Source organism: Acidovorax sp. Root219 (assembly GCF_001428665.1).
In the GTDB taxonomy this organism is placed as follows: Bacteria; Pseudomonadota; Gammaproteobacteria; order Burkholderiales; family Burkholderiaceae_C; genus Acidovorax.
Genome location: NZ_LMIJ01000046.1, coordinates 108,627 through 121,713 on the forward strand (window position 1 = coordinate 108,627; position 13,087 = coordinate 121,713).

Sequence of the window (13,087 nt, forward strand, 5' to 3'; positions counted from 1 at the left end):
CAGACGCTACCGAAATCTACTCCGATTTCAGCAGCACAGGCGTTTTTTTACAAAAGGGCCGCCATCAGTGCACGGCCTGCGGCTTGCCCATGTTCCAGGCCAGGCGCGCACCGGCCCCCACGGCGGCGCCTACCACCCAGAACACCCCGCCCACGCCGATCACGGCACCGGCGGTGCCGAACAGCATGGGCATGAGCACGCTCGATGCGTTGATGGCCATCAGGCGCAAGCCCAGCGCCTCGCCATGGCGGTGGGAGGGCGTGATCTGGTGCAGCAGGCTCATCACCATGGGCTGCACCGAACCCAGCGCAAAGCCCAGCAGCACCGAGCACACGCCCATGGTGAGCGCGGTGGGCATCACCGGGTACACCGCAAACAGCGCCGCCGTGGCGACCATGGCCGCGGCCACCACCACGCGCTCGCGCAGGTGCTCGGCCACCAGGGGCATCAGCACGCGAATGACCGCAGCGGCAATCGCAAACGCCCCCAGGATGGAGCCAATGACCGATGCCGACAGCCCGCGCTCATGACCGATCAGCGGCACCACGAAGGTGTGCACATCCCAGCACGAGGAGAGGATCCAGTTGACGATGAGCAGGCGCCGGAACGGCACCTCGTTCATCAGATCCCAGGCGCGCTGGGGCGGACCGCCGGCCGCAGCGATCACCGGGGGCAGCTCCACCGTGTCGCGCACCCAGAACCAGGTGGCCAGCGGCAGCAGCGCCATGAGCGCGAACGCAGCGCGGTAGCCCTGGGTGTCGCCGGCGATGACGCCGGCATGGTCGATCATGAGCCCGGCGCAGAACGGCCCGATGAAGTTGGACACCGCCGGCCCGATGGCCAGCCAGCTGAACACCTGCTTGAGCGCCGTGGCATCGTGCGCGGCGCGCCCCACATGGCGCTGCAGCGCAATGGTGGCCGCGCCCGTGGCGCCCCCGGTGGCCAGTGCCGCCAGGCACAGCACGGGGAACACCGGGAACACCAGCGCGGCTGCAGCGCCCGCAGTGGCCACGGCTACGGCATAGCCCACCGGGCGCTTGAGGCCATGGCGGTCGGCATAGCGTCCGGCCGGCAGCGCCAGGAACACCTGGGTGAGCGCGAACAAGGCCAGCAGCACCCCTACGGCGGCGGCGCTGTAGCCTTCGCGCAGCGCCAGCAGGGGGGCGGCCAGGCGCATGCCCGCCATGCAGGCGTGCACGCAGATCTGGCCGGCGATCAGGCGGGCCAGCGCCGCGTTCACAGCAGCTCGTCCTGCGCGTCAGCCGCCGACATCGGGGGCCGCAGCACGGGGACGCCTGCCACATCGGGTGCGGGCAGGTCCTGCACGTCGCGCAGGCGCTTCTGGATGGCGCGGGTGCGCACACCCACTTCTTCAAAGCGCTTGGCGGCCGAGTCGATGGATTTCTTGGTGGCCTCGACCACGTCGCCGAACTTGGCGAACTCGGTCTTGACCATGCCCAGCAGGCTCCAGACCTCAGACGAGCGCTTTTCGATAGCCAGCGTCTTGAAGCCCATCTGCAGGCTGTTGAGCATGGCCGCCAGGTTGGCGGGGCCGGTGATCATCACGCGGCAGTCGTTCTGCAGCGCTTCCACCAGGCCGGGGCGGCGGATCACCTCGGCGAACAGGCCCTCGGTGGGCAGGTAGAGCACGGCGAAATCGGTGGTGTGCGGGGGCGAAACGTACTTGGCAAAGATCTTCTTCGCCTCAAGCTTGATCGAGGTCTCGAAGGCGTTGCCGGTCGAGGCGATGAGCCCCTTGTCCGCTGCGTCCTGCGCGTCCATGAGGCGCTGGTACTGCTCCACCGGGTACTTGGAGTCGATGGGCAGCCACACGGGGTGCTCGTCGCTCTTGCCCGGCAGGCGGATGGCGAACTCCACCAGGTCGTCGCTGCCCGGCACGGTCTTCACGTTGCGCGCGAACTGGTCGGGCGTGAGCACGTTCTCGATGATGGCGCCGAGCTGCATTTCGCCCCAGGTGCCGCGCGACTTCACATTGGTCATCACGCGCTTGAGGTCGCCCACACTGCCGGCCAGGGTCTGCATCTCGCCCAGGCCCTTGTGCACCTGCTCCAGGCGGTCGCTCACCAGCTTGAAGGATTCGCCCAGGCGCTGCTCCAGCGTGGCGTGCAGTTTTTCGTCCACCGTGCGGCGCATCTCTTCGAGCTTGGTGGAGTTGTCGGCCTGGATCGCAGCCAGGCGCTCGTTGAGCGCGTTGCGCAACTGCTCGGCATTGGTCTGGCTGCCCTGCAGCATGCCGGTGAGCTGCTGCGAGACGGCGTCCTGCAGCACCGAGAACTGGTGGCGGATCTGGTTGCCGTTGGCTTCGAGCTGGTCCTTGAGCGCGCCGGACATGGTGCCCAGCTGGCTCTGGATGTCGCCCTTGAGCGAGTCGAGCGTGGTGCGCGTGGCCAGGGTCAGCGCCTCGAAGCGCTCCTGGATGCGTTTTTCGAACAGCACCCCGCTCTCGGCCATGGCCTCGCGCGACTTGACGCTCTCGGCCGCCAGCCCGGCCGTGGTGGTGGTGAGCTCGGTGCGAAAACCGGTGAGCGTGTCCGACAGCTCCTTGCGCGCCACGGCCGAATCGGCCTGGCCCTGCGCCAGGTTCGCCAGCAGGGCCTTGCTGCTTTCTTCCAGCCGGCCAGCCACGGACTGCTGCAGCCCGTCGAAGCGCTTGGCCAGTTGCCCCTCGAACACGCCGAACGCGGCCAGCAGCTCGGCGCGGCCATTGCGCGACTCGGTCACGGCCTGGGCCAGGCGCTCGTCCACCGCGTGGCGCACGGTCTCGAGCGTGGCCTGCGTGGTCTGCGTGAAGCCACGCATCTGCTGGGCCAGGGCCTCCATGGCCCCGTCATTGCGGGCCACCGCCAGTTGCGTGGCCTGGGCCGTCTGCTCCAGCGCCTGCAGGCGGGCGGCCAGCTCGGGCGGCAGATCGACGCGCGGGCGGCGCAGCAGCACGAGCACCAGCAGCAACAGGACAAGGGCCAGCGCGGCCAGCAGGATGAGGGTGTCGGTAGTCAAAAAAGAAGCCTGGCTAGGAGATTGCGCACCGATGCGGTGCGCGGTGGCAGGCGGCTATTGTGTATGCAAAAACGGATCAGCGTGCGCGTGGCACAGGGGTGTTGACAGGGGTCAGCGGCGCCCCGGCTTCGAAGAACGCGATCAGGTTGTCCGCCGCCAGATTGGCCATGGCACGGCGCGTGGGCACGGTGGCGCTGGCAATGTGCGGGGTGAGCACCACATTGGGCACGGTGAGCAGATCGGGGTGCACGCTGGGCTCGCCCTCGAAGACGTCGAGCCCCGCCGCCGCGATGCGCTGTTCGCGCAGGGCCACGGCCAGGGCCGCGTCGTCCACGATGCCGCCGCGCGCAATGTTGATCAGCGTAGCCGTGGGCTTCATCAGCGCCAGCTCGGCCGCGCCGATGGTGTGGTGCGATGCCGGCGTGTAGGGCACCACCAGCACCACATGGTCGGCCGTGCGCAGCAGTTCTTCCTTGCCCACGTAGCGGGCCCTGCATTCGGCCTCCAGCTCAGGCGACAGGCGCGATCGGTTGTGGTAGACCACGTTCATGCCAAAGCCGTGCGCGCCCCGGCGCGCAATGCCCTGGCCGATGCGGCCCATGCCGATGATGCCAAGCGTGCTGCCGTGGATGTCCGAGCCCGAGAACATGTCGTAGCTCCACTTGGTCCACTGCCCGGCGCGCAGGTAGTGCTCGCTCTCGGTCATGCGGCGCGCGGTGGCCATCAAGAGCGCAAAGCCGAAGTCGGCCGTGGTCTCGGTCAGCACGTCGGGCGTGTTGGTGCCCTGCACGCCTGCGGCGGTCATGGCCTCCACGTCAAAGTTGTTGTAGCCCACGGCCATGTTGGCCACGATGCGCAGCCGCGGCGTGGCCGCCAGCAGCCCTGCGTCGATGCGCTGGCTGCCGGTGGTGAAGGCGCCGTCCTTGTCGGCCAGGCGCTCGGCCAGCTCGGCCGGGGTCCAGATCACGTCCTCGGGATTGCCCTGCACCTCGAAATGCTGGCGCAGGCGCTCGACGATGTCGGGGAAGATCGCGCGGGCGACCAGGATGCGGGGCTTGCTCATGAAAGTTCGATCTCCAGATCAGCGAAACCAGATGTAGGTCATCACGACGAACAGCGGCACCAGAATGCCGCCCGACCACAGCATGTAGCCGAAGAAGCTGGGCATCTTCACGCCCCGGTCTTCGGCAATTGCCTTGACCATCATGTTGGGTGCATTGCCGATGTAGGTGTTGGCGCCCATGAACACCGCGCCCGCCGAGATGGCGGCCAGCGTGGGCGCCAGCGTGGTCATGAGCACGGCCGGGTCGCCGCCGGCGGTGTTGAAGAACACCAGGTAGGTGGGCGCGTTGTCGAGGAAGGAGCTGAGCGCGCCGGTGGCCCAGAAGTACATGGCCGGGTCGGGCGAACCGTCGGGGCGCGTCACGGCCGAGACCACGGCGCCGAACGGACCGCTGGTGCCGGCCTTGAGCATGGCGATCACGGGGATGATGGTCAGGAAAATGCCCGCGAACAGCTTGGCCACCTCCTGCATCGGGCCCCAGCCGAACTGGTTGTCCGCATGTACCTGGGCGGGGGTGAGCTTGAACGATACCAGCGCCACGACGATCAGGCCGACATCGCGCATCAGCCCGGGCAGGCCGACCTCGGCGCCGGCTATGGTCCAGGACACGGGCGACTTCCAGAATCCGCTGACCAGCACCAGCGCCACCACCACGCCCAGCAAGGCAAAGTTGACCTTGCCGTCGAAACCGATGGCCCGGCTGTCGGGTGTCGGGTCGGCCGGCAGCAGCTCTTCGCGCCGGTGGTAGAACCAGGAATCGAGCGCATAGAAGATGGCCAGCAGCGCGCCCACAAGGAACAGGGTTTCAGGAAAAATCTGGCGCACTGTCCAGAAGAAATCCACGCCCTTTAGGAAGCCCAGGAACAGCGGCGGGTCCCCCAGCGGAGTGAGCGAGCCGCCAGCGTTGGAAACGATGAAGATGAAGAACACCACCACATGCGCCACATGCTTGCGGTTGTCGTTGGCGCGGATCAGCGGGCGGATCAGCAGCATCGACGCACCCGTGGTGCCCATAAAGCTGGCCAGCACCGCGCCGATGGCCAGGATGGCCGTGTTCAACCCCGGGCTGCCATGCAGGTTGCCACGGATGTAGATGCCGCCGGACACCGTGTACAGCGCCGTCAGCAGGATCACGAACGGGATGTACTCGGCCACCAGCGCATGCACCAGGCTGATGCCTGCGGCCGGGGCACCGAAAGTCACCGCGAACGGCGCCAGAAAGGCCAGACCCCAGGCAGCCGCCACCTTGCCGAAGTGGTGGTGCCAGAAACTGGGCGCCAGCAAGGGCATGAGGGCGATGGACAGCAGCAGGCCGGCAAACGGAACACCCCACAGCACGGACAAGGCGCTGCCATCGATGTCCGCCGCCATGGCCATGCCCGGCAGCGCGGCAAGGCCCGCAAGGGCCAGCCAGCGTGAAATCTTCATACGCATAACTCCATCAACTCAAAAATCGGGGTGCGCCGCTGGCGCAGAGCGGTCAGGCGCTGGCGCTGGCGCTGGCGGGAATGTCGAACACCTGGCGCAGGTAGGCCAGGTACTTCTCGTCATCGCACATGCCCTTGCCCGGTGTGTCCGACAGCTTGGCAACGGGCTGGCCGTTGCACTGCGTCATCTTGATCACCACCTGCAGCGGCTCGTGCTCGGGCGGGCTGCCCAGGTCGTTGGTCAGGTTGGTGCCGATGCCGAAGGCCAGCTGGCAGCGGCCACGGAACTGCTGGTACAGCTCGATGGTGCGCGGCACGGTGAGCGCGTCGCTGAAGATCAGCGTCTTGGTCAGCGGGTCCACGCGGTTCTTGCGGTAGTGGTCCAAGAGGCGCTCGCCCCAGGCGAACGGGTCGCCGCTGTCGTGGCGTGCGCCATCGAACAGCTTGCAGAAATACAGGTCGAAGTCGCGCAGGAAGGCGCTCATGCCGTACACGTCGGACAGGGCGATGCCCAGGTCGCCCCGGTACTCCTTGGCCCACACCTCGAAGCCGAAGACCTGGCTGTCGCGCAGGCGCGGGCCCAGCGCCTGGCAGGCCTGCAGGTACTCGTGCGCCATGGTGCCCAGCGGCGTCACGCCCAGCTTCATCGCATACAGCACATTGCTGGTGCCGGCGAACTGGCCGGGCCCCACGGGCGCACCGGGCCGGCGGTCACCCGTGCCCAGGCGCGCGCACAGCACGCGCAGCACTTCCTCGTGCCAGGCGCGGCTGAAACGCCGGCGAGTGCCGTAATCGGCGATCTTGAGCTCCGACAGGCCATCGGCCTGCAGCTGGGCTATCTTGGTGTCCAGGCGGCGGCGACCTTCGGGGAAATTGGGCACCTTCTGCGTGTTGCGAAAGTAGACCTCGTTGACGATGGCCAGCACCGGGATCTCGAACAGGATGGTGTGCAGCCAGGGCCCGCGGATGGTGATCTCGATCTCGCCGTTGTGCTGCGGCGTGATGGTGATGTACTTCTCATTCAGGCGGAACAGTCCGAGAAAGTCCACGAAGTCGCTCTTGATGAAGCGCATGGAGCGCAGGTAGGCCAGCTCGGCGTCCTGGAAATGCAGGCTGCACAGCGAGCGGATCTCGTCGCGGATCTCGTTGGCGTACGGCGCCAGCTGCACGCCGGGGTTGCGGCACTTGAAGCGGTACTCGACCTGCGCCCCGGGGAATTGGTGCAGCACCACCTGCATCATCGTGAACTTGTACAGGTCGGTGTCGAGCAGGCTGGTGATGATCATTGTCGAAGCGGGCCGCGGCAGATGGCCCAAGGAGCGCCGCCAGTCAGGGGCAGCAAAGCCGCAAAGTGTAGGCCATCGGGCGCCTTGCTGCAGGGCATGTCCGCCCGGGGTTTGCGCCTATGGACGGACGGCCTGGATCAGCCAGCCACCTGCAGTGCCTGCAACACCTGGCGCAGCGCTTGGGGCACCGGCACCGGGCGGCGCGTTGCGCGGTCCACATACACGTGGATGAAGTGCCCGGCCGCAGCGCAGAGCGGCTCGCCTTCGGCGAACAGCCCCACCTCGTAGCGCACGCTGGAGCCCCCCAGCCGCGCCACGCGGATGCCGGCCTCCACCATCTGCGGGAAGGCCAGCGGCGCGAAGTAGTTGCACTGCGTCTCGATCACCAGGCCGATGGTGGTGCCGGCGTGGATGTCGAGCACGCCCTGCTCGATCAGGTGCGCGTTCACGGCCGTGTCGAACCAGCTGTAGTACACGACGTTGTTCACGTGGCCGTAGACATCGTTGTCGGCCCAGCGGGTGCTGATGGAGCGGAAGGCGCGGTAGGCGCTGCGCGGCTGCGGGGCTGGCCGCGCGGAGGCTGCGCAAGAAGCGGTATCGGTCATGGTCAAACAGAGGGTTGCAAGAAATTCTGCCAGCGCTGCTGGTACTGGTGGGCCACGCGCCAGGTGGTGAGCTGGGCCTGCACGGTGTCGGCAATGTCCGTGCCGTAACCGCCGCCCATGGCAAAGGCCACGGGCACGCGCCGCTGCCAGGCCCAGTCGAACACGCGCCGGTCACGCGCCTCCAGCCCGTCGTGGCTGATGTGCAGGCGCCCCAGGCGGTCGCCCACATGCGGGTCGGCCCCGGCCAGGTAGAGCACCAGGCCGGGAGCGAAGCGCTGGTCCAGCGTGTCGAGCGCCTGCTCCAGGGCCTGCAGGTAGTCGTCGTCGCCACAGCCGTCGGGCAGCTCCACGTCCAGGTCGCCCGCTTCCTTGCGGAACGGGAAGTTGCGCGCGCCGTGCAGCGAGAGGGTGAACACCGAGTCGTCGCCCTGGAAGATGCGCGCCGTGCCGTTGCCCTGGTGCACATCGAGGTCGATCACGGCCACCCGCAGCGGCAGCGGGTTGGCGCCCATGGCCGAGGCGGCGCGCGCATGCTCGTCCTGCATCAGCCGCGCGGCCACGGCCATGTCGTTGAACACGCAAAAGCCGCTGCCCTTGTCGGCATAGGCGTGGTGCGTGCCGCCAGCCAGATTGCCCGCGATGCCGCCCCCCTCGCCAGCCGCCATGGCCACGCGGCAGGCCGCGATGGTGGCGCCCACCGAGCGGCGCGCGCGCTCGGCCATGGCCGGGCTCCAGGGAAAGCCGATCTCGCGCTGCGCGGGCGCCGGCAAGGTGCCGGTGGCGATGGCGTCGATATAGCCCGGCGTGTGGGCCAGGGCCAGCTCGCGGTCGGTCGCGGGCGGCGCCACCTGCAGCGCCACGCCCGGCAGGTGCGCAGCCACGGCGTCGCGCAACAGGCGGTACTTGGCCATGGGAAAACGGTGCCCCTCGGGCAGCGGCAGCACAAATTGGTCTGCGTAATAGGCATGCATGACGCCATTGTGGCAACGGCAGCGCTGTTGGGGTGTCACCTCTAAATTGCTGCAGCGCAACAAAAAGCACTTGCAATCATCCACCAAGTCCCTAAAATCCAACCCATGCTGCACTGCAACATGACTCACCAGGTCAACGACAGCGCAGATTGTCTGTAAACCACCTCGGCCCCCCGGGCCTTACTTTTAGGAGATATGACATGTCGCTGACCGCTGAACAAATTCTGGCATCCCACAAGGCCAACATCGAAACCCTGTTTGGTCTGACCACCAAGGCTTTCGAAGGCGTCGAAAAGCTGGTCGAGCTGAACGTGACCGCTTCGCGCGCTGCCCTGTCGGAAGCCTCCACCCACACCCAGGCTTTCCTGGGCGTGAAGGACGCACAAGAACTGCTGGCCCTGCAAGCCGGCCTGTTCCAGCCCCTGGCTGAAAAGACCGCTGCCTACAGCCGTCACCTGTACGACATCTCTTCGGGCACCGCAGCCGAATTCGGCAAGGCTATCGAATCGCAAGCTGCTGACGCTCAAAAGAGCTTCACCAACCTGGTCGACAGCGCCGCCAAGAACGCCCCAGCCGGTTCCGAAACCGCCGTGGCCGTGATGAAGAGCGCCGTCTCTGCTGCCAACAACGCGTTTGAATCGGTGCAAAAGGCCGTCAAGCAAGCGTCGGACGTGGCCGAAGCCAACTTCAACGCCGTGGCCAGCACCGCTGCCAACGCCGCCAAGACCGCTGCTCCCCGCAAGCGCTAAGCCATCTACTGCGTCTGGAGTGCAGACTCTAGGCGCAACGCAGGGATTACCCTGATAATTCAACCCATGGCCCGGAACGCAGTTCGGGGCCCCCAGTTGTCTCCTTGGATCCTCTCGAAACCCCCGTTTCCTGGATCCAATTCAAAGCCCGGTAACCCCGGGCTTTTTTTTGCCTGGTTTGCTCCTCATTTGATAGCATTCAGGCGGCCTGCGATTTCGCTTGCCATGGATGGATCCACGCCCGTGGGGCACGGCATCAAATCCATCCCTCCCCCTTGGTTTTATTAAGAATAATTCGCGTTTGCTTTATCATCGCACCGTCGTTACACCTCGAAAGATGCATTCCATGTCGAAGACCGTGAAAGCCCTGCTGACCGCCTGCGCACTGGCCGCAGCCGCTGGCGCCGTATCTGCCCAGGAGCAGGTGGTGAACCTGTACTCGGCGCGCCACTACTCCACGGACGAAGCGCTGTACACCGGCTTCACCAAGGCCACGGGCATCAAGATCAACCGCGTGGACGCGGACGACGCCGGCATCCTGGCGCGCCTGAAGGCCGAGGGCACCGCCTCCCCCGCCGACGTGATCCTGCTGGTGGATGCAGCCCGCCTGTACAAGGGCGAGGTCGATGGCCTGTTCCAGCCCATCCAGTCCAAGGTGCTGAGCGACGCCATCCCCGCCAATCTGCGCAGCTTGCCTGCGGCCGATGGCGGCATTGCCTGGTTCGGCCTGTCCACCCGCGCCCGCGTGATCGTCTACAACAAGGTCAAGGTGCAAAAGGAAGACGTTGACACCTACGAGGAACTGGGCGACCCCAAGAACAAGGGCAAGCTGTGCATCCGCTCGGGCTCGCACCCCTACAACCTGAGCCTGTTCGGCGCCGTGACCGAGCACATGGGCGAGCAAAAGGCCGAGGCCTGGCTCAAGGGCATGGTGGGCAACCTGGCCCGCGCCCCCAAGGGTGGCGACACCGACCAGATCAAGGCCGTGGCATCGGGTGAATGCGATATCGCCGTCACCAACAGCTACTACCTGGCGCGCATGATGCGCTCGGGCAAGCCCGAAGACGTGGCCGTGGTCAACAAGGTGGGCGTGGTGTTCCCCAACCAGCAATCGTGGGGCACGCACCTGAACATCGCCGGCGGCGCCGTGGCCAAGAACGCCAAGAACCGCGACAACGCCATCAAGTTCCTCGAGTACCTGGCCAGCGCCGAAGCGCAGAACTACTTTGCCAACGGCAACAACGAGTGGCCTGCCGCCAAGGGCCTGCACATCGACAACCCGGCGCTCAAGGCCATGACCGGCAATGCGCCATTCAAGAGCGAGACCATCCCGATCAGCGCCGTAGGCGCCAATGTGACCAAGGTGCAGCAGATGCTGGACCGCGTGGGCTTCCAGTAAGCCCGCCACCCTGCCCCGGCCCCGGCCGGCGGCACCCCGATCAAGCCCGGCAGCGCCCGGGCTTTTTTGCGCCCGTGTGGAGCTGGGCCATAATTGACGTTTACGTTAACGTCACTTACTTTTCAGGAGACAGCACATGGACATCAAGGGCAAGGTATTCATCGTGACCGGCGGCGCATCTGGCCTGGGCGAAGGCACGGCGCGCATGCTGGCCGCCCAGGGCGGCACCGTGGTCATTGCCGACATGCAGGCCGACAAGGGCGAAGCCGTGGCCAAGGACATCGGCGGCGCCTTCGTGAAGTGCGACGTGAGCAACGAGGCCGACGGCCAGGCCGTGGTGGCCAAGGCCGTGTCGCTGGGCAAGCTGGCCGGCCTGGTGAACTGCGCCGGCATCGCCCCCGCGGAAAAGACCGTGGGCAAGAACGGCGCGCACGCGCTGGCCGTGTTCAGCAAGACCATCACGGTGAACCTGATCGGCAGCTTCAACATGATCCGCCTGGCCGCCGAAGCCATGAGCAAGAACGAGCCCGAAGCCACCGGCGAGCGTGGCGTGCTGATCTCCACTGCCAGCGTCGCCGCGTACGACGGCCAGATCGGCCAGGCCGCCTACGCCGCATCCAAGGGCGGCGTGGTCGGCATGACCCTGCCCATCGCCCGCGACCTGGCGCGCAACGGCATCCGCAACATGACCATCGCCCCCGGCATCTTCGGCACCCCCATGCTGTTCGGCATGCCCCAGGAAGTGCAGGACGCGCTGGCCGCCGGCGTGCCCTTCCCCAGCCGCCTGGGTACGCCGCAGGACTATGCCAAGCTGGTCAAGCACATCCTCGAAAACGACATGCTCAACGGCGAAGTGATCCGCCTGGACGGCGCGATCCGCCTGGCACCGAAGTAAGCTCTTTGAAGGAACCGACAACGCCCTGGCCTGCGCCAGGGCGTTGTCGTTTACGGAGCCTGCCCAGGCGCCAGCGTCACGCACCGGCCGCAGCCACGCTTGCGGGCAGTGCGCCGTCACCCACACCCAGGGGCCGCTGCATCAGCACCGTATCGAGCCACTGCCCGTGCTTGAAGCCCACCGACCGCAGGGCCCCGATGCGCGTGAAGCCCATGCGCGCATGCAGCGCGATGGAGCCCGCATTGCCATCGCCCTGCCCTATGGTTGCCATCATTTGGCGCCAGGGCCCTGCCTCGCAGCGCGCGATGATCGCGGCCAGCAGCGCCGCACCAAGGCCCTGCCCCGCCATGCCCTGCGCCACATAGACCGAGTCCTCCACCGTATGGCGGTAGGCCGAGCGCGGGCGGTACAGCGTGGCATAGGCATAGCCGGCCACCGCGCCATCGACATCGGCCACCAGGTAGGGCAGGCCCGCGGCGCGCACAGCGGCAAGGCGTGTGCGCAGCTCGTCCACGCCGGGTGGCACCTCCTCGAACGAGGCCAGGCCATGGAGCACGTGGTGGGCATAGATGGCCTGGATGGCGGACAGATCGGCATCGGCCGCATCGCGCACGTGCGGCGCCGCGACAGAGGAGGAAAGTGGCGAAGTAAGCGCTGAAGAAGAATGCATGGCACCAGTGTGGCGCGCCACAGCCCATAAAAGAAGCTTTCACAGCTTATGCAAAGTATGAGAAATTCTTTGGTATGGAACGCATCAACCTCGACCAGCTGCACGGCTTTGCCACTGCCATCGAACTGGGCAGCTTTTCGGCCGCCGCCCAGCGGCTGGACCTGACCCAACCCGCCGTGAGCCTGCAAGTGCGCCAGCTAGAAAAACGCCTGGGCACCCCGCTGGTGGAGCGCGTGGGCCGCGTGCTGCGCCCCACGGCCGCCGGCGCAGAGCTGCTGGTGCACGTGGCCCGCATCGATGCCGCCGTGGCCGATGCGCTGCACGCCGTGGCCCACCACGCCAGCGGCACGGCTGGCCGCGTGCGCCTGGGCACCGGCGCCACGGCCTGCATCTTCTTGCTGCCGCCGGTGCTGGGCGCATTGCGCCAGCGCTTTGCAGGCCTGGAGATCACCGTACGCACCGGCAACACCGCCGACATCGTGCAGGCCGTGGAAGACAACACGCTGGACGTGGGCCTGGTCACCCTGCCCGCCAGCGGCCGCATGCTCGACGTCACGCCCGTGCTGCAGGACCCATTCGTCGCCATCGCGCCCAAAGGCACCGCCCTGCCCAAGAAGGTAACCGCCGCCGACCTGGCCCGCCACCCCGTGCTGCTGTTCGAGCCCGGCGGCCAGACCCGCCGCATCGCCGACGCCTGGTTCGCCCGCGCCGGCGTGGCCCTGCAGCCCGCCATGTCGCTGGGCAGCGTGGAGGCGATCAAGGAGCTGGTCGCCGCCGGCCTGGGCTGCGCCGTGCTGCCCGGCATGGCCGTGCAGGGCACGCATGGCAGTGCCGTGGAAGTGCGGCCGCTGTCACCACCCCTGGCCCGCACCCTGGCCGTGGTGGTGCGCAAGGACAAGCGGCTGCACCGGGGGTTGCGGGAGACGGTGGCGGCGCTGAAGGCGCTGGGCCATACGGGCAGCCAGCAACGCGAGGCGCTCAAGGCTGCCAGGCGTTGACAGCAA

General features: G+C 67.1%; 12 protein-coding genes. 4 read left to right on the forward strand and 8 right to left on the reverse strand.

The features are described from left to right. Positions 1–64 precede the first annotated feature (64 nt). The 7 genes from ASE28_RS28990 to ASE28_RS29020 all read right to left on the reverse strand — a co-directional run bounded on the left by ASE28_RS28990 (position 65) and on the right by ASE28_RS29020 (position 8,370). Positions 65–1,240, reverse strand: coding sequence for an MFS transporter (locus ASE28_RS28990; RefSeq protein ID WP_057205866.1), 1,176 nt, complete (start codon positions 1,238–1,240; stop codon positions 65–67). Further along, complete coding sequence (gene rmuC, locus ASE28_RS28995) at positions 1,237–3,018, reverse strand: DNA recombination protein RmuC (protein ID WP_057269534.1); 1,782 nt, start codon at positions 3,016–3,018, stop codon at positions 1,237–1,239. The genes ASE28_RS28990 and rmuC overlap by 4 nt, the downstream gene beginning before the upstream one ends. 76 nt (positions 3,019–3,094) lie before the next feature. After that, a complete protein-coding gene (locus ASE28_RS29000) occupies positions 3,095–4,081 on the reverse strand; it encodes a D-glycerate dehydrogenase (RefSeq protein ID WP_057269535.1) in 987 nt (328 codons plus the stop codon). An 18-nt stretch (positions 4,082–4,099) separates the two neighbouring features. Further along, positions 4,100–5,509: a sodium:proton antiporter gene (locus ASE28_RS29005; protein ID WP_057269536.1), complete on the reverse strand. Its 1,410-nt coding sequence runs from the start codon at positions 5,507–5,509 to the stop codon at positions 4,100–4,102. A gap of 52 nt (positions 5,510–5,561) precedes the next feature. Next, a complete protein-coding gene (gene pncB, locus ASE28_RS29010; RefSeq protein ID WP_057269537.1) occupies positions 5,562–6,794 on the reverse strand; it encodes a nicotinate phosphoribosyltransferase in 1,233 nt (410 codons plus the stop codon). A 137-nt stretch (positions 6,795–6,931) separates the two neighbouring features. Further along, positions 6,932–7,399: a thioesterase family protein gene (locus tag ASE28_RS29015; protein ID WP_057205856.1), complete on the reverse strand. Its 468-nt coding sequence runs from the start codon at positions 7,397–7,399 to the stop codon at positions 6,932–6,934. A 2-nt stretch (positions 7,400–7,401) separates the two neighbouring features. Continuing rightward, positions 7,402–8,370: a histone deacetylase gene (locus ASE28_RS29020; protein WP_057269538.1), complete on the reverse strand. Its 969-nt coding sequence runs from the start codon at positions 8,368–8,370 to the stop codon at positions 7,402–7,404. A gap of 200 nt (positions 8,371–8,570) precedes the next feature. On the opposite strand from ASE28_RS29020, the gene ASE28_RS29025 reads away from it, so the two are divergent. From ASE28_RS29025 to ASE28_RS29035, 3 genes are all read left to right on the forward strand, one after another. After that, positions 8,571–9,119, forward strand: a complete 549-nt coding sequence (locus ASE28_RS29025) for a phasin family protein (protein WP_057205851.1) — start codon at positions 8,571–8,573, stop codon at positions 9,117–9,119. 346 nt (positions 9,120–9,465) lie between these two features. Next, positions 9,466–10,518 carry an extracellular solute-binding protein gene (locus ASE28_RS29030; protein ID WP_057269539.1) on the forward strand — a complete coding sequence of 351 codons (1,053 nt, stop codon included), beginning with the start codon at positions 9,466–9,468 and terminating at the stop codon, positions 10,516–10,518. Between the two features lie 136 nt (positions 10,519–10,654). Further along, positions 10,655–11,413: a 3-hydroxyacyl-CoA dehydrogenase gene (locus tag ASE28_RS29035; RefSeq protein WP_007857914.1), complete on the forward strand. Its 759-nt coding sequence runs from the start codon at positions 10,655–10,657 to the stop codon at positions 11,411–11,413. 76 nt (positions 11,414–11,489) lie between these two features. Here ASE28_RS29035 and ASE28_RS29040 read toward each other — a convergent pair whose 3' ends face one another. Further along, positions 11,490–12,083 (reverse strand): GNAT family N-acetyltransferase, encoded by a 594-nt coding sequence (locus ASE28_RS29040; RefSeq protein ID WP_057269667.1) that lies wholly within the window; start codon positions 12,081–12,083, stop codon positions 11,490–11,492. 74 nt (positions 12,084–12,157) lie between these two features. On the opposite strand from ASE28_RS29040, the gene ASE28_RS29045 reads away from it, so the two are divergent. Beyond that, positions 12,158–13,081, forward strand: a complete 924-nt coding sequence (locus ASE28_RS29045; RefSeq protein WP_057269540.1) for a LysR family transcriptional regulator — start codon at positions 12,158–12,160, stop codon at positions 13,079–13,081. Positions 13,082–13,087 lie beyond the last annotated feature (6 nt).